The organism is Rhodococcus sp. 5A-K4, assembly GCF_046097995.1.
Classification (GTDB): Bacteria; Actinomycetota; Actinomycetes; order Mycobacteriales; family Mycobacteriaceae; genus Rhodococcus_F; species Rhodococcus_F erythropolis.
The window spans coordinates 62,766-88,854 of record NZ_JBJURM010000024.1; the positions used below are offsets into that span (position 1 = coordinate 62,766).

Sequence of the window (26,089 nt, forward strand, 5' to 3'; positions counted from 1 at the left end):
GTCACTGCAATTAAAGTGATCTGCATCCGTGTTTTGTATGCACGGTCTGAATGTTCACGCGCGTCGCGGCCGCACCGTTTTCGGCTGCGCACAGCGCAGGATTTCACAGCCGCGGACCGAGAGGGAAAGCTGTAAGTATGTCAACCACTAGCACCGAATCACCCCGAGCTCAGATCGGCGTCACCGGCCTGGCCGTCATGGGTTCGAATATTGCCCGCAATTTCGCCCGCCACGGTCACACCGTTGCCCTGCACAACCGCAGCATCGCGAAGACCGATGCCCTGATCGCCGAGCATGGTTCCGAGGGCGATTTCGTGCGCACCGAGACCGTCGAGGAGTTTGTTGCCGCACTGCAGAAGCCGCGACGCGTCCTGATCATGGTCAAGGCCGGCGCCCCGACCGACGCCGTGATCGAAGAGCTCGCGAACGCCATGGAGCCCGGCGACATCATCATCGACGGTGGCAACTCGCTCTACACCGACACGATCCGTCGTGAAGCAGCGATCCGCGCCCGCGGTCTGCACTTCGTCGGCGCTGGAATCTCCGGTGGCGAAGAAGGCGCACTCAACGGTCCGTCGATCATGCCCGGCGGCCCGAAGGAGTCCTACGAGGCTCTCGGCCCGCTTCTCGAGTCCATCTCCGCTCACGTCGACGGCACCCCGTGCTGCACGCACATCGGCCCCGACGGCAGCGGTCACTTCGTCAAGATGGTGCACAACGGCATCGAGTACGCCGACATGCAGCTCATCGGCGAGGCGTACAACCTCTTCCGCGACGCACTCGGTTACGACGCCGGTCAGGTCGCAGACGTCTTCACCGAGTGGAACAAGGGCACGCTCGAGTCCTACCTGATCGAGATCACCGCCGAGGTGCTCCGCCAGGTCGACGCCGAGACGGGCAAGCCGTTGGTCGACGTCATCGTCGACGCTGCCGAGCAGAAGGGCACGGGCCGCTGGACGGTCAAGTCCGCTCTGGATCTGGGCGTGCCGGTCACCGGTATCGCCGAGGCCGTTTTCGCTCGCGCACTGTCCGGTAGCCGCAATCAGCGCGCCGCAGCTCAGGCGCAGGGTCTGGCCGCCGGCTCTCTCGGCGACAAGCCTGCTGACGCCGAGCAGTTCGCCGCCGACATCCAGGCCGCGCTGTACGCGTCGAAGATCGTGGCGTACGCGCAGGGCTTCGATCAGATCGCTGCCGGCAGCGCCGAGTACGACTGGAACCTCAAGCCTGCCGACCTGGCGACGATCTGGCGCGGTGGCTGCATCATCCGTGCGCAGTTCCTCAACCGCATCAAGGACGCGTTCGACGCGGATCCGAGCCTGCCGAGCTTGATTCTGGCGCCGTACTTCCGCGAGGCCATCGAGGCAGGCATCGACAGCTGGCGCCGTGTGGTCGCCACCGCGACGATGCTCGGCATTCCGGTACCGGCGTTCGCGTCTTCGCTCTCGTACTACGACGGTCTCCGCGCGGAGCGTCTGCCGGCCGCCCTGACTCAGGGGCAGCGCGACTTCTTCGGCGCGCACACCTACGAGCGCATCGACAAGCCGGGCAAGTTCCACACACTGTGGAGCGGTGACCGCAGCGAAATCGAGGCCTGATTCACAGCGGGTATCGGTAGATGCGGTCATCTGCGTCTACCGATACCCGGTAGCCTGGACAAATGCAGGAATCGACGATCGACTCGCCCACCTCGACCGAAGGGCGTTCGTTCGTCGACCTCGGAATCCCCGCCGTGATGGTGCACGCGTTGCGCCGAAGCGGCATCGATGCCCCCTTCCCCATTCAGTCGGCAACCATCCCCGATGTCCTTGCCGGCCGCGATGTCCTCGGGCGCGGCGCGACGGGTTCCGGAAAGACTCTGGCCTTCGGGCTTCCGATGCTGGTGCGCCTCAAGGGCGGGGCGAGCAAGCGGAATCGTCCGCGCGGTTTGGTGCTCGCTCCCACCCGTGAGCTGGCGATCCAGATCCACAAGGCACTCGACGACGCTGCTACCGAGATCGGTTTGCGTGTGGCAAATGCGGTCGGTGGCGTTCCGATCAAGCGTCAGGCCGACATCCTTGCCCGCGGCGTCGATCTCCTGATCGCGACCCCAGGGCGCCTACTCGACCTACTCGAGCAGAAGTCGGTGATTCTCGACGACGTCGTGATCACGACCATCGACGAAGCCGACCACATGGCAGACATGGGTTTCATCGACGAGGTTGCGAAGATTCTCGACACGACACCGAAAGACGGTCAGCGCCTTCTCTTCTCGGCAACACTCGACGGCAAGGTCGACGATCTGGTCGCGGGTTACCTGCGCAATCCGGCGTCGCACTCGACTGCTCCCCCGGTTGCCACCGTCTCGACCATGGAGCATCACCTGCTCTTCGTCGACCGCGACGACAAGAGATCCGTTGTCGCACATATCGGTTCACGGGCGGGGCGGACCATCATGTTCGTCAAGACCAAGCACGGAGTGGATCGTCTTGCGCAGCAACTACATTTGATCGGTGTCTCGGCCGGCGCCCTGCACGGCGGCAAGACGCAGAACAACCGGACCAAGACCCTCGCGTCGTTCTCCGACGGGACGACACCGGTCCTGGTCGCCACCGATGTCGCCGCGCGCGGAATCCATGTCGACGACGTGACGCTCGTCGTTCACGTCGATCCCCCGGCGGAGGCGAAGGACTACCTGCACCGGGCCGGCCGGACGGCACGCGCCGGGGAATCAGGCGTCGTCGTCACCATCGTCACCGACGAAGAACGTGATTCGGTCGAGAAGTTGACCAAGCAGGCAGGTATCAAGGTTCACGGCGTGCGGGTTCGTCCTGACGATCTGGAGCTCACGCGCATCACCGGCGCGATGGAGCCGACGGGAATACCGGTCGAAGCTCCCGATACGACGGTCGCCGTCAAGCACACCGCAAAGCGTGGCCGTCAGGAACACGACACTGCAGGCCGGACCGCTGCCGGAGGACGGATGAAGAAGGACGGCGACAAGCGCGCGGCTTCCTCGCGGCGCGTCACCGATCCGAAGAGTGTGAAGAAGATCCGTGCGGACGGCACTCCCGTCCCGACCCGTTCGGAGCGACTGGCGTCCAAGGGCTTGACCCCGCGTCGCGGCGCACCCGGCGCAGGAAAGCCGTCTGCCGGAAATCGGGCGGGCAAGCGCGCACACTGAGGGAATGGGTGATCTTCCACTGATCTCGGTTCTCTGCGCACTCGTCGCCGCGCTTCTCTTCGCGTGTGCCTCCGTCGCTCAGCAGCGCGCCGCGTCTGCGGTTCCGGAGGGCGAGGCGTTGGTGGCGTCGTTGATTCGCAGTCCTCGGTGGTGGGCCGGGCTGATCGGTGACGGCGGCGGTTACGTCATGCAGGCCGTTGCACTGTCGTTGGGTTCGGTGTTGGTGGTGCAGCCGCTGATCGTGACCTCGCTGCTGTTCGCGCTGCCACTTTCGGCCAGGTTCTCTGGAATTCGCATCACCCGTTCTGCGTGGTCATTGGCGATCATGCTCGCGATTTCCTTGGCGATTTTCCTCGTAGTCGGCGATCCCACCGAGGGAGACAGCAACGCTCCGTGGTCGGATTGGGCTGTGCCCCTGACGATCACGGTCGCAGTGGCCGTGGTCGCAACTATCGGCGGCTTGTCCAAACTCGACGGTGGCTGGCGCGCTCTGCTTCTCGGCTCCGCGGCCGGAATCTTCTACGGCGTGGCCGTCGCATTCACCAAGTACGTCACCGACCTACTCGGGCACGGTGTCGTCGGGGTGATTTCGGCATGGCAGACGTGGGCGCTGATCGCCTCGGGCGCAATCGGGGTCTACCTCCAACAGCGCGCGTTCCAGGTCGGGCCCCTGTCGGCGTCGCTACCCGCCCTGACGATCGGCGAGCCGATCGCGGCCATCTTCCTGGGGATGACGGTTCTCGACGAACGCCTCCGCGTCGACGGTCCCGGAATTGCTCTCATCGGGTGCGCCGTCGCCGTCATGATCATGACCACGATCGCCCTCTCCCGCTCACAAGCGCGCGATACCGAGGGCGCTACGGCGGAATCGACGGTAGGCTCGTGAAACGTGCAGTTCCTCGAAGGGCAACGCCCCCCATACGACCTGACCTACGACGACGTCTTCCTCGTCCCTAACCGGACCGAGGTCACCTCTCGGTTCGACGTCGATCTCAATTCTTCCGACGGATCCGGAACGACCATTCCCGTCGTCGTCGCCAATATGACCGCAGTCGCCGGCCGCCGCATGGCCGAGACTGTCGCCCGCCGCGGCGGACTGGTCATCATTCCGCAGGACGTCCCCACTGACGCTGTCGCCGAGACCGTGGCGTTCGTCAAGAGCCGCCACCTCGTCGCTGATACGCCGGTCACGCTGAGTCCGGACGACGCCGTCTCCGATGCGCTGGCGCTGCTACCCAAGCGTGCACACGGCGCAGTCGTGGTGGTCGAGGACGGCAAGCCTCTCGGTGTCGTCACCGAGGCTGCCTGCGCGGATGTCGATCGGTTCACACGCCTACGTACCGTCGCGATCACCGACTTCGTCACCGCCCCGGTCACCGCCACACCGCGTGAGGTCTTCGAACTGCTCGAAACCAAGCACGATCCGTTGGCCGTCATCGTCAACGAGGACGGAACCCTCGCCGGCGTCCTCACCCGCACCGGCGCGATTCGTGCCGGCATCTACGACCCCGCAGTCGACGATCGCGGCGCACTCCGAGTCGCTGCTGCGGTCGGTGTGAACGGTGACGTGGGCGCCAAGGCCAAGGCACTCGTCGACGCCGGTGCCGACGTGATCGTCGTGGACACGGCTCACGGTCACCAGCAGAGAATGATCGATGCGCTCACCACCCTCAAGGCGCTCGACCTCGGCGTCCCGTTGGTTGCAGGCAACGTGGTGTCCGCACAGGGAACCCGTGATCTGATCGCCGCAGGCGCGGACATCGTCAAGGTCGGCGTCGGGCCCGGAGCCATGTGCACGACTCGCATGATGACCGGCGTCGGACGCCCGCAGTTCTCGGCCGTCGCGGAATGTGCTGCAGCAGCACGTGAGCTCGGCAAGCACGTCTGGGCCGACGGCGGCGTTCGCCACCCTCGCGACGTTGCACTCGCCCTCGCGGCGGGCGCGTCGAACGTCATGATCGGCTCGTGGTTCGCCGGCACGTACGAGTCCCCCGGCGATCTCAAAGTCGATCAGGCGGGCAACGCGTACAAGGAGAGCTTCGGTATGGCCTCCAAGCGCGCTGTTGCCGCTCGCACCGCCACCGAAACGGCTTTCGATCGCGCCCGTAAGGGATTGTTCGAGGAAGGCATCTCCAGTTCGCGGATGCGTCTCGATCCCGAGCGTCCCGGAGTCGAGGACCTGATCGATCAGATCTGTTCCGGCGTACGCAGTACCTGCACGTACGCGGGTGCGCGCTCACTCGAGGAGCTGCACGAGAAGGCAGTTCTGGGAGTGCAGTCCGCCGCCGGATTCGCCGAAGGACGGCCGCTTCCGTCTGGTTGGTGAACCACGTTTTATGACAGTCGGCGGGTGCTCGGGTCCCTACTCCCGGGCACCCGCCGGTATCATTGGATCCGTAAACAGGAAACAAAACTCGGTCGGGTGCCCATCGGCGACCCGACCGAGCCCGCTACAGCCGAGAAATACTCGGCTCCGACGAGAGGAACCCGGTGCCCGAGGCACCCACACACTTACCCGGCGCTACACCCGTCGTTTTATCCGAGGAATCGTCTGATTCCGCTGGTTCGGAGGGCTCCTCTAGCGAGCCGGGAGACAAACCCGGCGGCCCCCGTGCACACCTCAGGTGGCGATGACACATGGACATCGTTTTCACCATTCTCAGCCTGGTCGGCTTCATCGCGCTGACTGCAGGCACCGCCCTCTTCGTGGCGGCCGAATTCTCACTGACCGCGCTCGAACGCAGCACCGTCGACGAAGCTGCTCGTGGCGGCGACCGACGCTCGCGGCAGGTTCAACACGCGCACAAGACTCTCTCGTTCCAGCTCTCCGGTGCTCAGCTGGGCATCACGATCACAACCCTGATCACCGGTTACCTGGCCGAGCCCGTTCTGGCACGGTTCATCACACCGGTCACGAAGGCCGTCGGGCTCAGCGAATCCGCTGCCTCGACAACGTCTTTGATCCTGGCGCTCGTGATTGCGACCTCGTTCTCCATGATCTTCGGCGAGCTCGTACCGAAGAACCTCGCAATCTCCAAACCGATGCCCACCGCCCGCGCGACTGCGGGCCTGCAAGCGGGCTTCTCGCTGATCTTCCGGTGGGCCATCAACGGCCTCAACGGAACCGCCAACTGGATCGTGCGACGCCTGGGCATCGAACCCGCGGAAGAATTGCGCTCGGCGCGATCACCGCAGGAACTCGGGTCCCTCGTGCGGACGTCCGCGCAGCGCGGGTCCATCGACAAGGGCACGGCGATGCTCGTCGACCGTTCGCTGCAGTTCGGTGACCGCACCGCAGAAGAGCTGATGACTCCGCGAGTGAAGATCGAATCGCTGGAACTCTCGGACACCGTCGCAGACCTGATCGTGACGGCGTCGCGAACTGGCTACTCGCGCTTCCCCGTCGTTCGCGGCGATCTCGACGACACGGTCGGCGTCGTACACATCAAGCACGCGTTCACCGTTCCGGCCGAGCGCAGGCGCACGACGCGCGTCGACAGTCTGGCTCAACGTGTTCCCGTCGTGCCGTCGAGCCTGGACGGAGACACCGTCATGGAGCGGATCCGCTCCGACGGCATGCAGGTCGCTCTTGTCGTCGACGAATACGGCGGAACAGCCGGCATCGTCACGATGGAAGACCTCATCGAGGAAATCGTCGGTGATGTGCGCGACGAACACGACGAACCCGAACTCGACGTACAGCGCGTCGGCGACGGATGGTCGTGCTCCGGCCTGTTGCGCATCGACGAGGTCACGTCGGCAACCGGGTACACCGCACCCGAAGGCGACTACGACACGCTCGGCGGTTTGGTACTCACCGAACTGGGCCGAATCCCCGACGAGGGTGACGAAGTGGAATTGCCCGACGTCGACTCGTCCGGTGATTCCCGCGGAAAGTGGATCGCCCGAGTGACCAGTATGGACGGCCGTCGTATCGACCGAGTGACCATCACGCCGGTCCCGGCACATGTCGAACCCGAATCCGCAGACGACGACACGAAGGAGTCCGACGATGAATAACCTCTTCGGTGTACTCCTCACCGTCGTGCTGCTCGCCGGTAACGCATTCTTCGTCGGTGCGGAGTTCGCGCTGATCTCCGCACGACGCGACCGCCTCGAGGCACTTGTCGCGCAGGGTAAGAAGCGGGCACTCACGGTCATCAAGGCCGGTGAGAACCTCTCGCTGATGCTTGCGGCAGCTCAGCTGGGCATCACGATCTGCTCGATCCTGCTCGGTAAGGTCGCCGAGCCCGCCATCGCGCACCTCCTCGAGGTGCCGATGGAAGCCGTCGGCCTTCCCGACGGATTGCTACACCCGATTTCGTTTGCGATCGCGCTCTCGCTGGTCGTCGTGCTGCATATCCTCCTCGGGGAAATGGTGCCCAAGAACATCGCGTTGGCGGGCCCCGAGAAGACGGCCATGCTGCTCGTTCCCGTGCATCTGGCGTTCATCAAGATCGCTCGCCCGATCATCGCGTTCTACAACCTCTGCGCCAACGGAGTGCTCAAGCTCCTGCGCGTCGAGCCCAAGGACGAACTCGACGTCACTGTCTCGGCGGTGGAGTTGTCCGCGATGATCGGTGAATCGCGGTCCGAGGGTCTGATCGACGCCGAAGAACACCGGCGCTTGAAGCAGGCACTCGAATCGACAGATCGCACCGTCTCCGAGGTCCTGATCACCCTCGACAAGGTGCGGACCATTCCCCTCACGCCGTCGGGAACAACACTGGGTGAGATCGAGCGTGCGGTCATCGAGACCGGATACTCGCGTTACCCGGTCCGAGCGAGCGATGGATCGCTGGCCGGGTACGTGCACCTCAAGGATGTGCTCGACGAGGTGCTCGACGAAGCTGCCGGGCCGGACACCGTCGTTCCGACATCGGATATCCGCCCGTTGCCCATCGTTCCGCTCAGCACGCCGCTGGCCGAAGCGTTGGCCGGCCTTCGTCGGGCCAGCTCGCACCTCGGCGCAGTCACGGACGCCGACGGAGTCGTGATCGGTATCGTCGCGCTCGAGGATCTGCTCGAGGAGTACGTCGGAACGGTTCGCGACGGCACGCACCGCGGCACAGATGCTGTTCCCGGACAAAGAAACAGCTGATCGATGACACGTTCGGTGCATTCACTCGCACTCGCACAGAGCGAGTGGACGGCTCGGCGGGCACTTCACCTCGAGGAGGTGGAGAAGCTCGTCGAGCCGCACCGAGCGCGTCGTAGCGCCGGTATCTCTCACCCGGTGCACGACTTCCTCTTCACGTACTACAACTTCAAGCCCGCCCAACTGCGCCGCTGGCACCCCGGGTACGGAGTCGCACTCGAGAACGCCGGCGAATACGCAGCCTTCTCCGGCTACCGCGTCGACGAATCGGGTACCGCGACGGTCGAGGCCGCCGTGCTGGAGCGTCGGCGTCACACAGTCGAATTCGTGTGGAATCTGTTGAATCAGACGTCGGCGCGGCCCGCTGTGCTGGGCTGTTTCGGCCTCCACGAATGGGCGATGGTCTATCGCGGCGGCGAGGACGCGATCCGTCACCAGTCAGTGCCGCTGCGGCTCGGGTTCGCCGGTACCGACGCGGTAGTCGAATCCCTGCCACTCAAATGCACGCACTACGACGCGTTCCGGTTCTTCACACCGGACGCGGCCCCCAAGAACTCGCTCCCGCTTGCACGCGAAACTCAGATCGATCACGAACAGCCGGGCTGCCTGCACGCCGGTATGGATCTGTACAAGTGGAGCTTCAAGTTGTTGCCACTCGTGGATTCCGATCTGGTGATGCGGTGCTTCGAACACGCGCTCCTGGCCCGTGAACTCGACATGCGCGCGAGCCCGTACGACCTCGCCGAGTACGGGTACTCCCCCATTCGTATCGAAACTCCCGCGGGCCGCGCCGAATACGTGCGTCAGCAACAACAGTTGGCGGATCGTGCTGCGCCGCTCCGCGATACGCTGGCAGAGAAGTGCCGGGAGCTTCTCGGCCACTGAACTGCCGAAAGGCGCCACATGGATCACGGGTACGGGTTCTATCTCGACGAATACCAACGTGACGTCGGGGTGCACACCGACGACCGACGCGGCCACATCGAATGCCCGGACTCGGCGGGCTTCCTTGCGGCGCACTTGCCGGTGTTCGACCTCGCTGCAGGCTCAGTCGCGGCCTTCGCCTCGGCAATTCATCGGTCAACCAGCCCGGGCGACGGACACTGGACCCTCGATCCCGAGCGCATCGCCGCGTCCTTCTCGAGCGATCGACTGTTCCGGATCGGCGGCGAACCGATCAACGGATTCTCCGAATACTCGGGGTTCTTTGCCGCCCGCGACGGTTGGGTCCGCACGCACGGCAACTATCCACACCATCGCGACCGCCTGCTCGCCATCCTCGAGCTCGACCATGGATCACCTAAAGATGCAGTGGCGCAACGGATATCCGAACTCAGCGCCATCGAGATCGAGCAGCAGGCCGCCGAGATCGGCGCCATCGCGGTCCGTGTTCGTACCGAGACCGAGTGGCGCCTGAGTGAGCAGTGCGCAGCTGCGAGGTCTGAGCCTCTGGTATCCATCCGAGTACGCGACGAGGGAAAACCCCGCACGCATCCGACGCGCCCACGTGTTCTCGACCTGACCCGCGTCATCGCCGGCCCGGTCGCGACCCGTGCCCTCGCGCTGGTCGGCGCTGACGTTCTGCGGATCGACCCTCCGGCGATCCCCGAGATCGGATGGCAGCACCTCGACAGTGGCCAGGGCAAGCGGTCGGCGCTTCTCGACCTGAAGTCCTCGGCGGAAGCGGCAGCATTCCGCGAACTCCTCGACACCGCAGACGTACTGGTCACCGGCTACCGTCCGGGCGCACTCGAAGCACTCATCGGGCAGGATCTTCCCGCCCACCTGATTCACGGGCGCGTCAGCGCATGGGGATGGGAAGGTCCGTGGGCGAATCGCCGCGGCTTCGACAGCATCGTGCAGGCCGCATCCGGTATCTCGTTCCTCGAGGGCGGCGAGAAACCGGGCGCACTTCCAGCGCAGGCCCTCGACCACTCGACCGGATACTTCTTGGCAGCTGGGATCCTCGACGCGTTGACGCTGCGCTCGCACGACGGCCGTGGCCGCGATGTCGACGTGTCATTGGCCAGCACCGGCGCCCGTCTTCTCGACGCACCCGGCCGAACCGTCCATCCCGGTCTACCGACCGCTCCCGGCCTGAATGCTGTTGTCAACCATGCCGACGTGACCACCGCACGACCCGCGCTGGCAGAGTTCGAGGACTACCCCGAACCAGCCCATCCGTGGGGATCGGATCGGGCGGAGTGGGCACACTGAGGGACCGGCACATTCAGGGCAAGATGGACCTGTGAAGTCACATACCTACACACTCGACCTTCAGTGGACGGGCGATCTGGGAACCGGAACGTCCAGCACGCAGGGATATTCGCGCAATCATGCAATATCCGCGGTCGGAAAGCCGGAACTTCTCGGCAGCTCCGATCCCTCGTTCCGCGGTGACGCGCAGCGATGGAACCCCGAGGAACTGCTCGTTGCCTCCCTCGCCCAATGCCACATGCTCTGGTACCTCGGTCTGGCAGCTGCCGCTGGGGTCGTCGTTCTCGACTACAGCGATCAGCCGGTCGGCAGCATGATCGAGGAATCCGATGGCGGCGGCCAGTTCATCGAAGTGACGTTGAATCCGACGGTATTGGTCGCGGAGGCGTCGATGGTCGAGAAGGCCGAGGAGCTTCACGGCCCCGCACACACGAAGTGCTTCATCGCTCGGTCGGTCAACTTCCCTGTCCTGCATTCACCGACGATCCTGGTGGCCACCGATGAGTGATACGCACAAGCTCATCGTCGACGTCGACACCGGCATCGACGACTCGTTGGCGCTTCTCTATCTCCTTGCCAGCCCCGAAGCCGAGATTCTGGGGATTGCGAGCACCGCCGGCAACGTTCCGGTGGAACAGGTCGCGGCCAACAACTTGAACTGGCTTGCGCTCTGCGGCGCCCCGGACATCGAGGTTGCACTCGGCGCCCGCGAGCCACTGGTCATCCCGTTGCGCACCACCGAGGAGACTCACGGTCCGCAAGGGATCGGCCATGCCGTCCTCCCCGATTCGGGTCGCAAGCGCTCGGTCCGAACGGCCACCGACCTCTGGGTGGATCTCGTCCGGGAGTACCCCGGACAACTCACCGGATTGGTGACGGGGCCGCTCACCAACCTTGCGCTGGCGATCAGACGTGAACCCGATCTGCCGTCTCTGCTGAAGCGACTGGTCGTGATGGGTGGGTCGTTCAACTATCCGGGCAACACGACGCCGACCGCGGAGTGGAACGTCTCGGTGGATCCGCACGCCGCCAAGGAGGTGTTCGACGCGTTCTCCGTCGTACCCGCGCACCGGCGCCCGATCATCTGCGGCCTCAACGTCACCGAATCCATCGAGATGTTCCCCGAACATGTGCGTCGGCTCGCCGAAGCTGCCGGGAGCACGCCGGAAGAGATCATCTCGCCTGACGACGGTCCCGACGTCCGCAGTTCCGCGTCCAACAGCGTGATCAGGCATATGTCCGACGCGATCCGGTTCTACATGGAATTCCATCGTGAATACGACCAGGGCTTTCTTGCTCACATGCATGATCCCTTTGCTGCTGCCGTCGCGCTCGATCCGAGCTTGGCGACGCTGAAGCCGGCAACGGTAGATGTCGAAACCGAGAGTCCACTGCTGATCGGAACGACGGTCGCGGACTGGGTCGGGCACTGGAAGCGTGAGCCCAACGCGGATATCGCGGTCAGCACCGATCCGGCGGAATTCTTCGATCGACTTGTCCACCGAGTGGGAAATTACGCCCGCGTCGTGGGTTGACCGAGCCGGGCACCGGCTATGCTCGCATGGACAGAACACCAACGAACGAGAACAAAGGACCTGACGTGCAGATTTCCAGCCACGATGCCTCCCCGGCATTTGCGCTCGGATTGATGGCGTTCTGGCCCACTCGTCGTAGCGCATGCTTCGATCAGGCGTGTTGCTGAGCGGCGATTCTCGCTGCCTGCACCCCTGACTTTGTCGCTTCTTCGCTCGGAGTCTGTCTTCTCATGTTCAACCTTCTTTTGTTCACCCTTGTCGGCGTCGGCGCCCAGCTCGTCGACGGCGCCCTCGGTATGGCCTTCGGTGTCACCGCAACCACTCTGTTGATGATCGGTGGCCTCGGTCCGGCTCAGGCCAGCGCCGCTGTTCACCTGGCCGAGGTCGGCACCACCCTCGCTTCGGGTGTGTCGCATTGGAAGTTCAAGAACATCGACTGGAAGCTCGTCGCCAAGCTCGGTGTGCCCGGCGCAGTCGGTGCATTCATCGGCGCAACCGTGCTATCGGGTCTGTCCACCGAAGCGGCAGTCCCCATCACGGCGACGATCCTGCTGGCCATCGGTATCTATGTGGCACTTCGCTTTTCGGTCCGCCCACCGGCCGTCGCGGACGCTCGCACCACCCCGCACACTGCACGTTTCCTGTCCCCACTCGGCCTGTTCGGTGGTTTCATCGATGCATCCGGCGGTGGTGGTTGGGGTCCGATCACCACCAGCACGCTGCTCTCGCGGGGCAAGACCGCGCCGCGCACCGTGATCGGCTCGGTCAGCGCCTCGGAGTTTCTGGTCGCCTCAGCCGCGTCGCTGGGATTTCTTGTCGGATTGGGTCGTGAGTCAGCTGGAAACCTCCTCGTTGTCGCCGGTCTCGCGCTCGGCGGTGTCATCGCTGCCCCGTTCGCGGCGTGGCTGGTCAGCCGCGTACCTGCCACCTTGCTCGGAACGGCGGTGGGCGGCGTCATCGTGTTGACCAACGCACAGAAGCTGTTCAAATCCTTCGACATCACCGGGGCGGTCACAGTGGCCGGCTACCTGGCCATTCTCGGCGCGTGGGCAGCGCTGCTGTTCTACGCGTGGAAGCGGTCCACGCTCACCCCAGCCGAGGCAGAAGGCGATTTCACGGGAGTCGAACTCGCTGTCGAGAACGAACTCACCGAGCCTGCGGTCAAACGCGAACGATAGCTCGTCACAGAAGAAATCCCGGGTATCCGCGCTCGGATACCCGGGATTTTGTTTTTTCGCCCTAGTTGCTTCCGTCGAACGCGTCGAGAATTCGCCCCGCCGCCAACGCTGCTGTCAGCGAACCGTCACGCACGCTCTGCTCGACGTCGGCCCGGATCGCACGCACCCGATCGTTGCTCGAGAGCCTGCGTAGCAGCTGATCGTTGACCATCGTCCAGGTCCAATCGACCTGTTGCTTGCGACGCTTCTCCTCGAACTGTCCTGCTTCGGTGAGCACCTCACGGTGTTTGGTGACAGTTCCCCAGAACTCGTCCAGCCCGACACCCTCGAGGCCGCTCATCGTGATGACGGGCGGCTTCCAGATGGCGTCGTGCGGGTAGATCAGGCGAAGCGCTCCCGCCAATTCGCGGGCAGCACCCTTTGCCTCGCGCTCATGCTTGCCATCGGCCTTGTTGACCGCCACCAGATCTGCGAGCTCGAGGACACCCTTCTTGATGCCCTGGAGCTGATCACCGGTACGAGCGAGGGTCAGGAACGTAAAGCAGTCCACCATGTTGGCAACAGTGACTTCGGACTGGCCGACACCCACCGTCTCCACCAGGATGACGTCGAAACCGGCAGCTTCGAGAAGCACGATGGTCTCGCGGGTTGCCTTGGCAACACCACCGAGCGTGCCGGACGTCGGTGACGGCCGGATGTACGCATTCGGTTCGACGGTGAGCCGAGCCATGCGTGTCTTGTCGCCGAGAATCGAGCCGCCGGTGCGGGTGGACGACGGATCGACCGCCAACACCGCAACCCGATGTCCCTTGCCCAGCAAGTACATTCCGAGCGCGTCGATGAAGGTCGACTTGCCGACGCCGGGAACGCCGGTGATGCCGATCCGGTGCGCTCCCCCGGCCTCGGGCAGCAACTTCAGCAGAAGCTGCTGCGCAAGTGCCCGGTGGTCGTCGCGAGTGGACTCGACGAGGGTGATCGCCCGAGCGAGGCCGGCACGCTGATTTCCGCGCACCGCCTCGGCGAGGGAATCAATGTCGATGGGCTGACGTGCCATCTTCAGTGACCCCCTTCTCAGCTGTGGTCGTGACCCAGTTGGGCGGAGAGCTTCTCCAACAATCCGCTGGCAGCGTCGGCGATGACGGTTCCGGGCGGGAAGATGGCAGCAGCGCCGGCCTCGTAGAGTTCGTCGAAGTCACCGGGCGGAATGACGCCGCCGACGACGATCATGATGTCGGGACGACCGGCCGCAGCCAGAGCCTCCCGCAGCGCCGGCACCAAGGTGAGGTGACCGGCTGCCAACGACGACACACCGACTACGTGGACGTCGTTGTCGGCCGCCTGATTGGCGACCTCTTCGGGGGTCTGGAACAGCGGTCCGACGTCGACGTCGAATCCGATGTCCGCGAAGGCCGTGGAGATGACCTTCTGGCCACGGTCGTGACCGTCCTGGCCCATCTTCGCGACGAGGATGCGGGGACGACGTCCCTCGTCCTCTGCGAACTTCTCGACCAGTTCCATCGCCTTGCTGATGTTGCTCACCGTTCCTGCCTCGTCGCGGTACACACCACTAATGGTGCGGATCTCGGCCTGGTGGCGTCCGTACACCTTTTCGAGGGCGTCGGAAATCTCGCCGACGGTAGCCATCGCACGGGCGGCGACAACAGCGAGGGCGAGGAGGTTGTTCTCCATGCCGCCTTCGGTGGATGCGGCAGCGCGGGTGAGGTTCGCGAGTGCGGCCTCGACGGCTTCCGGATCACGTTCTGCGCGAAGGCGAACCAGCTTCTCGAGCTGTTCCTTGCGGACCTTGGAGTTCTCGACCTTGAGAACTTCGATGGTGTCGACCTCGTCGGGAACGTACTTGTTGACGCCGACGAGCGGCTGCCGACCGGAGTCGATGCGTGCCTGGGTGCGGGCGGCAGCTTCCTCGATGCGCAGCTTCGGGATGCCTTCGTTGATGGCCTGAGCCATTCCGCCGGCTTCCTCGACCTCTTCGATGTGCTTCCGAGCCCGGTTGGCGAGTTCGTTGGTGAGCCACTCGACGTAGTACGAGCCGCCCCACGGGTCGATGGGACGTACGGTGCCGGATTCCTGCTGCAGCAGCAACTGGGTGTTACGGGCGATGCGGGCGGAGAAGTCCGTCGGCAGTGCGATGGCCTCGTCGAGTGCGTTGGTGTGCAGCGACTGAGTGTGGCCCTGGGTGGCAGCCATGGCTTCGACGCAGGTACGCGGAACGTTGTTGAAGACGTCCTGCGCGGTCAGAGACCAGCCCGAGGTCTGCGAGTGGGTACGCAGCGAGAGCGACTTCGCGCTCTTGGGATCGAACTTCGCAACAAGCTCGGCCCACAGGAGGCGTCCGGCGCGGAGCTTGGCGACCTCCATGAAGAAGTTCATGCCGATGGCCCAGAAGAAGGACAGGCGCGGTGCGAACTTGTCGATGTCCATACCGGCGTCGAGGCCGGCGCGGATGTACTCGACGCCGTCCGCAAGGGTGTACGCCAGTTCCAGATCGGCCGTCGCTCCGGCTTCCTGGATGTGGTAGCCCGAGATGGAGATGGAGTTGTACTTCGGCATTTCCGCGCTGGAGTACGCGAAGATGTCCGAGATGATCCGCATCGAGGGCTTGGGCGGATAGATGTAGGTGTTACGAACCATGAACTCTTTGAGGATGTCGTTCTGGATCGTTCCGGCCAGCTTGTCCGGGGTGACGCCTTGCTCGCCTGCCGCGGCGACGTACAGCGCGAGAATCGGGAGCACAGCGCCGTTCATCGTCATCGAGACCGACACCTGCGAGAGGTCGATTCCGTCGAAGAGCTGACGCATGTCGAGGATGGAATCGATTGCGACACCGGCCATTCCGACGTCACCCGCAACGCGAGGATGATCGGAGTCGTAGCCGCGGTGTGTGGCGAGGTCGAAGGCAACCGAGAGGCCCTTCTGACCGGCCGCGAGGTTACGACGGTAGAACGCATTCGACTCCGCGGCAGTGGAGAATCCGGCGTACTGGCGAATGGTCCACGGCTGGTTCACGTACATGGTCGGGTACGGACCACGCAGGAACGGCGCTGCGCCCGGGAAGCTGTCGAGCGGGTAACCGGACTCGGCGGCGGCCGTGCGGTCCGCACCGGTGTACACCGGCTTGACGTCGATGCCTTCCGGGGTGGACCAGACAACCTGCTCGGCGGCGTAGTTGTTGGCGTTTGCGCCCTCTTCGATGAGCGCCTGTGCCTGCTCGACCGACGGCGGTGTGGGTGCCGGAGACTGCGGGTCCTCGAGTGGGACCTCGGCGAAACTGCCGATCACGTGCTTGACCTCTCGTGTCGTCACTTGGAGCTTCCCGTCTCGATGAAGTCGAGCAGTTCGGTCAGAGCCGACACTGCGTCGATGCGGGCTGTGAGGAATCCGTCCGGGCGAGAATCGCCGGTCGCGTCGGCGACTGCCTTTTCCGGTCCTGCGAGCAGCACCTTGGTGATGCCGGCAGCGCGAAGTTCGGCGACGGCCGCTGCGGCGCTCTCGCCGTAGCGCTTGTCCGTGCCGCACAGCACCGCGACGGTGGCACCGGAAGCCTTGACGGCTGCGGAGATGGCTTCTGCGCCTACCTCGAGGGGGCCGGGGTTGACTGCGTCGATACCACCCGAAGCGAGCAGGTTGGACGCAAACGTGGTGCGCACGTTGTGTTCTGCAACCGAGCCCAGCGGCGCGAGAAGCGCAGTGGGACGGGCGCCGCCGGCGGCGAGGAACGCGTCCGAACGGTCACGAAGCGCTTCGAATGCAGCTGCGTAGCGGGCGACGGACTGGCCGGGCTCGACGGCTTCGGCGGACAGCGGCGTTTCGCCGAGGTTCGGGAACTCGTTGACACCGGTGACCGTGGTCTTACGGTGTGCGATGTCGGAGTCGCGCTTGGCCTTCGTGGCAGCGATACGACCGGAGACGATTCCCGCTTCGAGTGCCGCCAGATATCCGCCGGCTGCTTCGATTTCCTGGAAGAACTCCCACGCGGTGGCGGCGATCTGCTGCGTCAGGTCCTCGACGTACCAGGAGCCCGCCGACGGATCGAGCACGCGGCCCAGGTGCGACTCCTCGAGGAGAAGCAACTGCGTGTTGCGCGCGATGCGCGAGGAGAAGGACTTGCTGACACCAAGGGTGCCGTCGGCCAGGGCGACGTCGAACGGAAGAACTGTCACTGCATCTGCTCCGCCGACGCCGGCGCCGAATGCGGCGAGGGTCGTGCGCAGCATGTTCACCCAGGGATCACGCTGAGCCATCATCGCGGCGGAAGTGACTGCGTGCTGCGGCGCTCCACCGAAGTCGGAAGCTCCACAGACCTGAGCGATGCGGGCCCACACGAGACGTGCGGCGCGGAACTTCGCGATGGTCTGGAACTGATCGTCGGTTGCCGAGTAGCGGAAAGCCAACTGCGACAACGCCGCACCGATGGTCAGACCGCTCTCTGCGGTGAGTGCGCGGAGGTATTCGAGTCCGGCGGCAATCGCGGCTCCGAGTTCCTCGGCGTCGCCGGCACCCGCGTTGTGGAAGGCCGTGCCGTCGACGGTGATCGCGTGCACGGTTTCCGCGCGAGCTGCAGCGAGAGCGGCCAACTCGACGGCGCCTGCAAATTCGACGTCGGCTGCGCCGGAGAACGAACTGGTCAGCGGCGCTGCACCGAGGTGAACTCGGATACTGCTGCGATCACTGACGCCGTCGCCGGCTTCACCGCGAGCATCGAGGAGAGAGAAGAGTGCGCGGGCTGCATCGTTTACCTCGGCGCCTGCGTCGAGCGTGAGCGGTGCGAGGTCGAGAAGAACGCCCTCGAGCGCAGCGGCGAGGTCGGTGACCGGAACGCCGTCGGCGCCCACCTTCAACCAGAGTGCGCTGACTCCGTTTTCGAGGGCGTCCAGGATGGCGCGATTAGTCTCGGCCGCCGAAGCGGTTCCGAATGCAGCGGAAACCAACCAACCGGCATTGACATCACGGTGAGCGTCGACGCCACGCACGTACGGAAACGTGCCCGGCAAGCTCTGCTCGGGACGCTCGTCGCGTGGGCTGTAGAGCGGTGCGACAGTGACACCGTCGTAGGTGACGGTTTCGAGCAGTTTCTGTGGCTCGGGGCCCAGCTCTGCCGCATCGACTCTGCGGGACTTGGCGAGCACACCGGCTACGGAGCGCTGCCACTCCGCGTACGCCTGCTCGACAGCCTCGGCTTCTGAAGCTAATGACACTGTGTCCGCTCCCTCTCATTTTTTGCGTGAGCGCTTTACCGATAATCGGATTTGTTCGTTAGTTCTGTGATGCTAACCCGCGGTTGAGCCCAGATATCGTGAGGATCACGTCATGTTCTTCACAGGGCTGTTCGCGGCCACTTTCCGACCGGTCAGACGACGTGCAGATTCGGTCGTTCATGCACGTGTGACCGGCCCTTACCTAGCGATTGTTCAGCATGTTTACGGGTTACCCGCGAGTTCGTTTCACTGGCCGGGACTACAGGTGAAGGCCACTCCGAAAGCCTAGTGGTTTTCGTCACAGCACCGTTTCATTGTCGCCTGGAGCACGTCGCTTTCCCGCCCCCGTGGCGATGTTCGACTCACGATTGCGGGTCGGCAGTCGGCCCGGTTCACCGTTCACAGGTAGCCTTGTGACCTGTGATGGGACGCCTGCTGGACCGAAGATTGATCGCAATAGTCCTGGTAGTGCTCGCTTTGTTCCTCGCAGCCCTCCTCGCCCCACATCCCACGGTGTCCCAGGTGCGAGAGTGGGCGGACTCGGTTGGCCCGGCGTTTCCCCTCGTGTTCTTCCTGGTTCATTCGATAGTCACCGTCGCGCCGTTCCCGCGCACCGTCTTCACCCTCAGTGCGGGGGTTCTTTTCGGCTCGGTGACCGGCATCGCCCTTACCGTGGCGGCAACGACCGTGAGCGCCGTTCTGGCCCTCTACCTGGTCCGCGCCATCGGCCGTGACGTCGTGTGGCAACGGATTTCGAGTCCGACGATCCGGCGGGTGGACGAGCGGATCGAAAAGCGGGGGTGGCTGGCCGTCGGCTCTCTGCGCTTGATCGCGTTTGTCCCCTTCTCGGTGGTGAACTACTGCTGCGGCATTTCGTCGATCCGGATCGTGCCCTACATCCTTGCCACCGTCGTCGGCATCTTGCCCGGCACTGTTGGGATTGTCGTTCTGGGCGATGCGCTCTCCGGCGAAGCCGATCCTCGTCTCCTGATTCTGTCCGGGATCTGCATTGCGATCGGCATCGCCGGTCTGGTGTTCGACGCTCGCCGTCAGCCTTCACCGGGCGAAACCATCGTTGACAACGGTCAACCTCAAGAGGTTGATTTGATTGAGTCAACCCAAAACGATTGACTATTGACAGTCAACTATCTAGCATTGACTAATGTTCGTACTGACAGTGGATCAGCGAGGTAGCCGACGCGATGTCGACCGCGTCGGGGACATCATCGACGACATGGCCGATCGCAGGCTCCTGCGGCCGTTCGAGCGCACGGCGGGCGACGAGATTCAAGCGGTGACCGACGATCCGGCGCTACTCGTCCTCGTCGCACTCGAGCTGATTCGGCGCGAGCACTGGAGTGTCGGGATCGGGATCGGTCCCGTCGAGCAGCCTCTCCCACGGCAGACCCGGGCCGGACGCGGACCGGCATTCGAAGCTGCTCGGATCGCCGTCGAGCGAGCCAAGCGAGCTCCGGCCAGAATTGCCGTCGAACAGGCGCCGGCCGACAGCTCACGCGACGAACTCGCCGCCGATGTCGATGCCGCGTTCACCTTGCTCGGAACGATTGTCACGAGACAGACGAAGGACGGACGCGAAGCCATCGCTCTGATGGACAGCGGACTCACTCAGGTCAGCGCGGCGGCCCACCTCGGAATCACCAAACAGGCCATGTCCAAGCGACTCCTGACAGCCGGGTGGCACGCAGAACTCGCGGGGCGCAGACTCGCAGAACGACTTTTGGTCAGACTCCAGCCCTAGACTGCTCACGCTCGCACCGGTACAAACTCGTCGACACAGCAGGGGGCTCGAATACATGGTCGTTCTGGCGTTGATCGCGCTCGCCGTCACCGCCGCGGCACCAGCAGTTGCAGCGGCACTGGGACCGCTCAGTCGTGGTCGACTGGAAGTCCCCGAATGGGCGTCGTCCGTGGTGGCTCTTCCGGCACTGGGTGTTGCCGCACTGGCATCGACCCGAACGACCCCGGTCACCGGTTTCGCTCTCGGGGCGACGCTTGTCCTGTGCGTACTTGCCGCCGCCACGGCCGGTGCACCGTTGGTACTTGCCACCTTCAAGATCGCTCGTCGCCAACCGGACGGGAGCCCGGCACCGGACGCCGGACCTCTTCGTGGCGGACGTGTGATCGGCATCCTCGAACGGCTCGCGGTGGCGGCGTCGATTCTCGCAACCTGGCCGGAGGGGATCGCGATCGTCTTGGCAGTCAAGGGGCTCGCACGGTACCCGGAACTTCGCGAACCTCACGCGTCCGAGCAGTTCATCATGGGAACCTTCGTCAGCGTCCTCTGGGCGATCGCAGTATGCGGAACGGGACGGGCACTCATCACGTAGGTGACGAGCGCCCGTCCCGATTACTACGAGAGGAGCCTACCGGCGCTGGCCGCCCTCCGGCGGCTGATCCTGGTAGGGGTACTTCTGCTGGAATTCTTCGCGTTCGGACGGCAGCGGTAGCTGACCGGGCCAAGGATTTTCACTCTGCTGCGGCAGCGCGGGATCTACGAATCCGGGCTGCTCGGGCGCACTTTCACGGAGGTGCCTGACCGCAGCTGCCGGATCTTCGACGGGAGTACGTGCAGCAACTTCAGCAGCACGGACTGCTTCTGCGATAGCCGGATCGGATTTCGTTTCGAACCACTCCGCCACCTCAGCTGAATCGTCCTCAGGGTTGGGAAGATTCTCTTCGGCGGCCGGCGGCTCGTAACGGAAGACACCGTCCTGCCCCTGCGCGCCAAGCGTTTTCGCAAATCCCTTCAGTGCGTCACCGAAGTCGCTCGGCACGAGCCACACCTTGTTCGCATCGCCTTGCGCCATCTGCGGCAACGTCTGAAGATACTGGTATGCAAGCAATTCCGGAGTCGGCTTACCGGACTTGATAGCAGCAAAGACCTTCTCGATGGCCTTGGCCTCGCCTTGGGCCTGCAAGTACTTGGCCGCGCGGTCACCTTGGGCCCGAAGAATCTGGGACTGACGCTCACCCTCGGCGTTGAGGATCGAGGCCTGCTTGTTGCCCTCGGCGGAAAGAATCTGGCTCTGCTTGGCACCCTCGGCTGTCTTGATAGCGGATTCGCGGTGGCCTTCAGCCGTCAGAATCATCGCGCGCTTCTCGCGGTCCGCCTTCATCTGCTTTTCCATCGACTCCTGGATGGAGGGCGGAGGATCGATGCTCTTGAGCTCGACGCGGGCCACTCGCAGGCCCCAGCGGCCGGTCGCCTCGTCGAGGACACCACGAAGCTGACCATTGATGGAATCACGCGAGGTCAGAGTCTCTTCGAGGGTCATTCCGCCGACGACGTTTCGCAGCGTCGTGGTTGTCAACTGCTCGACGGCAGCGATGTAGTTGCTGATCTCGTACACCGCAGCTTGCGGATTGGTGACCTGGAAGTACACCACCGTGTCGATGGACAGTGTCAGGTTGTCCTGGGTGATCACCGGTTGCGGTGGGAAGGAGACCACCCGCTCACGAAGATCCACCTTGGCGCGCACACGATCGGCGAACGGGATCAAGAATGTGAGCTGACCGGACACCGTCTTCGAATACCTACCGAGCCGCTCGATCACCGCGGCTTCTGCCTGCGGTACCAGTGCTACCGACTTCGCGACCACCAAGATCACGAATAGCACCAACACACCGAGCACTATGAGTGCTGCCATTAAGGTCCCCTCCAGACGACTGCTGTTGCGCCGTTGATTTCCATCACCGTCACCTTGGTGCCCGGCGGGTACACCTCGGTGGTGTCGTACGGCCTGGCAGTCCACACCTCGCCGTCCAACTTGACCTGCCCGGAATGCTCGCCCACTTCTTCCAGAACCAGAGCGTGCTTACCTTCGAGTGCCTGAATTCCGGTCGGGGTCGGTGGCGGACTACCGAAGCGACGCAACATGATCGGTCGCACACCCAGGACGAGGGCGGCGGAGAACACTCCGAACATGACGGCGTCGACCCACACCGGGAAGTCGGTGACAGCACTGACACCGGCAGTAGCGAGCGCCCCACCGGCGAGCATCAGCAGGAAGAAATCCCCCACCAGCGCTTCGGCCCCGGCGAGCACCAGTGCTCCGATCAGCCAAATAAGTGCAGCCACAACACCATCTAACCAGAATGTGTGACCCAGGCCGCCGCTACGTCAGTTCGGCTCGGTAACGAAATCGACAAGTTGTTCGACGGCACCGATCAAGGGAGCTTCCAGATCGCGGAAGCTCTCGACCGAGTTGTAGACCCGCCGCCAGCCCTCCTGAGGTGTCCCCCAGCCCAGTTCGCGGCAGATTCCCGTCTTCCAATCCTCGCCGCGTGGAATCTTCGGCCAGGAGGCGATTCCGACAGATTTGGGACGAACGGCCTCCCACACGTCGATGTACGGATGTCCGGTCACCAACACGTTCGGGCCGAGGCCCTGAGTCAGTTGGGTTTCCTTGGAACCGGTGACCAGGTGGTCGACGAGGACACCGACACGGCGGCCGGGGCCCGGCCCGAATTCGGCAAGCCGCTCCCCCAGATTGTCGAGCCCTTCGAGATGTTCGACGACAACACCTTCGACGCGAAGGTCATGGCCCCACACCCGCTCGACGAGGGCAGCATCGTGTACTCCCTCCACCCAGATCCGGCTGGGCAGTGCCGTGCGTGCACGTAAGCCTTCGACTCGGGTCGAACCCGAAGCCGATCGTGCGGGTTTGGTGGACGCGGGCTTGGGGGCCGGGCGAACGAGGGTGACCGGTGAGCCGTCGATGAGGAAGGCCGCCTCGCGCATCGCGAACAACCGCGTCCGGGAACGCCCGTCCTCGAGTCGCACGAAATCGCCGTCGTACGTGCGCTCGAAACCGACTACCGCACCGCAGAATCCTGTCGCCGCATCCTCGACGACAAGATCACGTTCGGCCGCCACTTCAGGCGTCACGCGCTTCTGTTTGCGGGTATGACCCGCAAAAATGTCACCGTATCCGTTGCCACCGCTCACGCCGGATCACGCTAGGTCACAACGCCGGGGCCGCGCATGTCGCCACGCCGAACTAAACTTCACGGTCATGAGTTCTCCCAGCGCAACCCTCACCGTGTGGGCAGCGTCATGGCTCGCCGGCGACGCAGCGCCGGACGACGTCATCGACGCCCTTGCCGCGTGGGCGCCGATGCACCTGATCGGCGCCGCCGATGCGGAAACCGCGGTCCGCCACGATCTCGAGTGGCCGGGAGTCACGGCTTCGGGTGTGTCCACCCTGTTGAGAATCGCACGCTCGGAGGCCGCTGAAGTCCGCCTCGTCCTTCCTACGGCCGGCGATGTACGTGGCCTGCCCACTGGCACCGAGTTCGCACGCGCTGCGATCGCAACGGGTGAAGGGATACAGATCGGCGCCGTCGGCAAGCCGGGAGTCGGCCTCGTGCCGTCGAAGGAAGGTCCGGACGTCTTGCGGTGGACGGTTTTCTCCATTCCCACTGTGGCGGGCAGCGCCGAATCGATCGGACTCCGTGAAGCCGAATACGAACTGCGCCAAGCTGTTCGGGACGCAGCGGAGGTGCTCGGCGGGCTTCCGACCGTAGCCACCGGAATGCCTGGGGGCGACGCTCGTACGCTGGTCGCCGAAGCGCTGCAGGCCCAGTCCGGGTACCGCTGGCCGTCGACACTGTCACCTCGGCACCTACAGGTGATCGACACCGCCGACAACGTGGCAGCCATTCTTACCGTCGCTGCGTCGGTCTCGACCAATCAGGCCCCGAGCGTGTCCACTGCGCAGAGGCGTGACGACCTGCTGCGACGACTGTGGGACGTCGTTCGCACTGCCCGTGTCGCGTCGGCGAACAGCGTGTCGATCAGAGCTTGAGCACGAAGTTCCGGCGTTTCTCGGCAAACCCGTTGCGGTCACCGAACATGTCGATCTTCATCTCTTCGAGCTCACGCTCCTCGTAGGGCTCCACCGGATCACGTTCCAGTCGAAGACGTTTGCGCTCCAGCATCGATTCCATCCGATCTCCTTCGAGCAAGTCGGTGGCGACCTCGTGCAACCACGCCTGGAACAGATCCGGCCGCCTGGGGCCGATCGCGTCGACAAGTCCGATGTCCAAGGCTCGACGGATACCGATCGCACTGCACTCGGCCAGCAGGCTGCGGGCCTGCTCCTCGCCGACCCGAGCCGGAAGTGTGTACGTGTGCAGTTCCGAGCCGAACAGGCCCATCGTGGCGTAATGAGGATTGAGAACCACACCGTCCCTGGCCACGACTACGTCGGCTCCAAGCGGGAGCATGACCCCGCCGGCACCGGCGTTGCCTGTGAATGCCGCCACCACAACCTGTTCCGTACAGGTGACGATCGCTTTCGCGATCTCGTTGATGGCTTTGATGTTGGCCCACGCTTCTCCGGCTTGATCCGACGCTGCCTCGATGACGTTGAGGTGGATACCGTTGCTGAATCTGTCGTAGTCACCCGTCAGGACAAGGATCTTGGTGTCCTGCGCGATCGCCCAGCGGAGCCTGGCGGCCAGTCGGGCGCATTGCTTCGTACTCATCGCACCGTTGTAGAAGCGGAACGAGAGATATCCGATTTCGCCGTCGCGGTGATAGTCGGTCTCGGGGTAACGACTCTCCCAGACCTGTGGAACGAACACGTCCGGACGTACGACCGCGGTCGACGGAAGTTTGACATTGCCGGCGCCGACGAGCCGCGCATGTCCGATCCATACGGAGCCCGCACCGGTGGCGACACGTATCGCCTGGTGGAAGTACTCGACGATGGTGCCGGGCGCTGCATCGACGTGGGTATCGGGGTGAGCGTCGTAGACGTAGACCCGGTCGAGCCCCAACTGAACGGCGACGCCGGGAAACCCGTCGGCGGCGTTGACGGCGCGGACGATGCTCGACGCGTCTTCCTCCCAGCTGAAAACGCGATCGGCCTGTTTCATGCTGGGCCTCGATCGGGCCGATGCCACGGGCCGCGCAACTCGGTCCGATGGGATCGCCTGGAAGTCAGGAGTACGGAAATGTTCGACGACCTCCGTAATGCACTCCATCGCCGCGTCGGTGACTGCCTCGTTGTATACCGAAGATTTGGTTACACCGCTCTGGAGTTCGAATGTCCGCCACGCCCACACCGCTCCGGCATCGAGTTCCTCGGCGGCCTGCAACGCGGTCACTCCCCAGATCGGTTCGCCATCCGTTATCGCCCAGTCCAGCGACGACGGTCCGCGATCGCCGGGCGGGCCGGGATGGATGATGATCGTTGTCCACCGCTGCCAAATAGATTCCGGTACATAGGCTTTCAGAAACGGGCAGATGATGAGATCAAAATCTCCCGCAGACGTCGCGACCAGCACTGCGTCCGCGTCGGCGACGACGGCGGTGCGGACTTGGTGCCCCGCCTCGCGAAGAACAAGACCAGCCCGCTGCGAGAGACCATTGTCGGAGGTGACGAGAAGAAGCACGCTCAACGGTGGCGCGGAAGCCGCGCGTGGGCGTGAGCGCCGGAACAGCGCCGCCGTCGCCGCTCGCAGACGGCCCCTGCCCGTTGCATCTTCGCGTAGCTTCGTCGTTGCTCCAGCGCTGGAAATAGCCACAGAAGTCGTGAGTGCGGCCGATTTGGGCATCGGTCTAACTTCGGGGGTCGAAACCATGGATTCCTGCTCGCATGCTCGGGTATCTGCAGCGCAGACCGAACTCCCCCCAGAGCAGGGCCGACGCACCGATA

General features: G+C 64.2%; 22 protein-coding genes. 15 read left to right on the forward strand and 7 right to left on the reverse strand.

Going from position 1 to position 26,089, the window contains the following annotated elements:
* Positions 1-137: 137 nt before the first annotated feature.
* The 11 genes from gndA to ACKAMS_RS25825 all read left to right on the forward strand — a co-directional run bounded on the left by gndA (position 138) and on the right by ACKAMS_RS25825 (position 13,188).
* Positions 138-1,595, forward strand: coding sequence for an NADP-dependent phosphogluconate dehydrogenase (gene gndA / locus ACKAMS_RS25775; RefSeq protein ID WP_007730904.1), 1,458 nt, complete (start codon positions 138-140; stop codon positions 1,593-1,595).
* Positions 1,596-1,657: 62 nt separating this feature from the next.
* A complete protein-coding gene (locus tag ACKAMS_RS25780; protein WP_020969621.1) occupies positions 1,658-3,160 on the forward strand; it encodes a DEAD/DEAH box helicase in 1,503 nt (500 codons plus the stop codon).
* A 4-nt stretch (positions 3,161-3,164) separates the two neighbouring features.
* Positions 3,165-4,046, forward strand: a complete 882-nt coding sequence (locus tag ACKAMS_RS25785) for a DMT family transporter (protein ID WP_020907757.1) — start codon at positions 3,165-3,167, stop codon at positions 4,044-4,046.
* Between the two features lie 3 nt (positions 4,047-4,049).
* Positions 4,050-5,486: a GuaB1 family IMP dehydrogenase-related protein gene (locus ACKAMS_RS25790; protein ID WP_020907756.1), complete on the forward strand. Its 1,437-nt coding sequence runs from the start codon at positions 4,050-4,052 to the stop codon at positions 5,484-5,486.
* 311 nt (positions 5,487-5,797) lie between these two features.
* Entirely contained in the window at positions 5,798-7,180 is a 1,383-nt protein-coding gene (locus ACKAMS_RS25795; protein ID WP_019748444.1) for a hemolysin family protein, read from the forward strand.
* The gene (locus ACKAMS_RS25800; protein WP_003944826.1) at positions 7,173-8,261 is read left to right on the forward strand and encodes a hemolysin family protein; all 1,089 of its coding nucleotides are present in this window, start codon (positions 7,173-7,175) and stop codon (positions 8,259-8,261) included. Before ACKAMS_RS25795 ends, ACKAMS_RS25800 begins: the two co-directional genes overlap by 8 nt.
* A 3-nt stretch (positions 8,262-8,264) precedes the next feature.
* Positions 8,265-9,143 (forward strand): hypothetical protein, encoded by an 879-nt coding sequence (locus tag ACKAMS_RS25805; protein WP_019748443.1) that lies wholly within the window; start codon positions 8,265-8,267, stop codon positions 9,141-9,143.
* A gap of 18 nt (positions 9,144-9,161) precedes the next feature.
* The gene (locus ACKAMS_RS25810) at positions 9,162-10,475 is read left to right on the forward strand and encodes a CoA transferase (protein WP_256064529.1); all 1,314 of its coding nucleotides are present in this window, start codon (positions 9,162-9,164) and stop codon (positions 10,473-10,475) included.
* A 31-nt stretch (positions 10,476-10,506) separates the two neighbouring features.
* Entirely contained in the window at positions 10,507-10,983 is a 477-nt protein-coding gene (locus ACKAMS_RS25815; RefSeq protein WP_019748441.1) for an OsmC family protein, read from the forward strand.
* Positions 10,976-12,010 (forward strand): nucleoside hydrolase, encoded by a 1,035-nt coding sequence (locus tag ACKAMS_RS25820; protein WP_020907752.1) that lies wholly within the window; start codon positions 10,976-10,978, stop codon positions 12,008-12,010. The genes ACKAMS_RS25815 and ACKAMS_RS25820 overlap by 8 nt, the downstream gene beginning before the upstream one ends.
* Positions 12,011-12,240: 230 nt before the next feature.
* Positions 12,241-13,188 carry a sulfite exporter TauE/SafE family protein gene (locus ACKAMS_RS25825; protein WP_019748438.1) on the forward strand — a complete coding sequence of 316 codons (948 nt, stop codon included), beginning with the start codon at positions 12,241-12,243 and terminating at the stop codon, positions 13,186-13,188.
* Positions 13,189-13,249: 61 nt separating this feature from the next.
* Here ACKAMS_RS25825 and meaB read toward each other — a convergent pair whose 3' ends face one another.
* Genes meaB through mutA form a run of 3 tightly spaced genes read right to left on the reverse strand, consistent with a single transcriptional unit; the run spans position 13,250 to position 18,404 of the window.
* Complete coding sequence (gene meaB, locus ACKAMS_RS25830; RefSeq protein WP_003945003.1) at positions 13,250-14,242, reverse strand: methylmalonyl Co-A mutase-associated GTPase MeaB; 993 nt, start codon at positions 14,240-14,242, stop codon at positions 13,250-13,252.
* Positions 14,243-14,259: 17 nt separating this feature from the next.
* Complete coding sequence (gene scpA / locus ACKAMS_RS25835) at positions 14,260-16,512, reverse strand: methylmalonyl-CoA mutase (protein WP_019748436.1); 2,253 nt, start codon at positions 16,510-16,512, stop codon at positions 14,260-14,262.
* Complete coding sequence (gene mutA / locus ACKAMS_RS25840; RefSeq protein WP_020969616.1) at positions 16,509-18,404, reverse strand: methylmalonyl-CoA mutase small subunit; 1,896 nt, start codon at positions 18,402-18,404, stop codon at positions 16,509-16,511. The genes scpA and mutA overlap by 4 nt, the downstream gene beginning before the upstream one ends.
* Positions 18,405-18,827: 423 nt before the next feature.
* Between mutA and ACKAMS_RS25845 the strand changes: the two genes are divergently transcribed.
* From ACKAMS_RS25845 to ACKAMS_RS25855, 3 genes are read left to right on the forward strand one after another with little or no spacing between them, the layout of a single operon-like run.
* Positions 18,828-19,535, forward strand: a complete 708-nt coding sequence (locus ACKAMS_RS25845) for a TVP38/TMEM64 family protein (protein WP_007727829.1) — start codon at positions 18,828-18,830, stop codon at positions 19,533-19,535.
* 31 nt (positions 19,536-19,566) lie between these two features.
* Positions 19,567-20,163: a hypothetical protein gene (locus ACKAMS_RS25850; RefSeq protein WP_003944858.1), complete on the forward strand. Its 597-nt coding sequence runs from the start codon at positions 19,567-19,569 to the stop codon at positions 20,161-20,163.
* A gap of 55 nt (positions 20,164-20,218) precedes the next feature.
* Positions 20,219-20,752 carry a hypothetical protein gene (locus ACKAMS_RS25855; protein ID WP_408989770.1) on the forward strand — a complete coding sequence of 178 codons (534 nt, stop codon included), beginning with the start codon at positions 20,219-20,221 and terminating at the stop codon, positions 20,750-20,752.
* A 36-nt stretch (positions 20,753-20,788) separates the two neighbouring features.
* Here ACKAMS_RS25855 and ACKAMS_RS25860 read toward each other — a convergent pair whose 3' ends face one another.
* The 3 genes from ACKAMS_RS25860 to ACKAMS_RS25870 are packed head-to-tail and all read right to left on the reverse strand — an operon-like array spanning position 20,789 to position 23,373.
* On the reverse strand, positions 20,789-22,072 hold the full coding sequence (locus ACKAMS_RS25860; RefSeq protein WP_003944935.1) for an SPFH domain-containing protein: 1,284 nt from the start codon (positions 22,070-22,072) through the stop codon (positions 20,789-20,791).
* The gene (locus ACKAMS_RS25865) at positions 22,072-22,503 is read right to left on the reverse strand and encodes an NfeD family protein (RefSeq protein ID WP_003944877.1); all 432 of its coding nucleotides are present in this window, start codon (positions 22,501-22,503) and stop codon (positions 22,072-22,074) included. Before ACKAMS_RS25865 ends, ACKAMS_RS25860 begins: the two co-directional genes overlap by 1 nt.
* A gap of 42 nt (positions 22,504-22,545) precedes the next feature.
* Positions 22,546-23,373, reverse strand: coding sequence for a DUF3097 domain-containing protein (locus tag ACKAMS_RS25870; protein WP_003944813.1), 828 nt, complete (start codon positions 23,371-23,373; stop codon positions 22,546-22,548).
* 67 nt (positions 23,374-23,440) lie between these two features.
* Between ACKAMS_RS25870 and ACKAMS_RS25875 the strand changes: the two genes are divergently transcribed.
* Positions 23,441-24,232 (forward strand): hypothetical protein, encoded by a 792-nt coding sequence (locus ACKAMS_RS25875; RefSeq protein ID WP_092764016.1) that lies wholly within the window; start codon positions 23,441-23,443, stop codon positions 24,230-24,232.
* Here ACKAMS_RS25875 and ACKAMS_RS25880 read toward each other — a convergent pair.
* Positions 24,222-25,988 carry an enoyl-CoA hydratase-related protein gene (locus ACKAMS_RS25880; protein ID WP_258955533.1) on the reverse strand — a complete coding sequence of 589 codons (1,767 nt, stop codon included), beginning with the start codon at positions 25,986-25,988 and terminating at the stop codon, positions 24,222-24,224. The two genes, ACKAMS_RS25875 and ACKAMS_RS25880, sit on opposite strands and share 11 nt — an antisense overlap.
* Between the last annotated feature and the right edge of the window lie 101 nt (positions 25,989-26,089).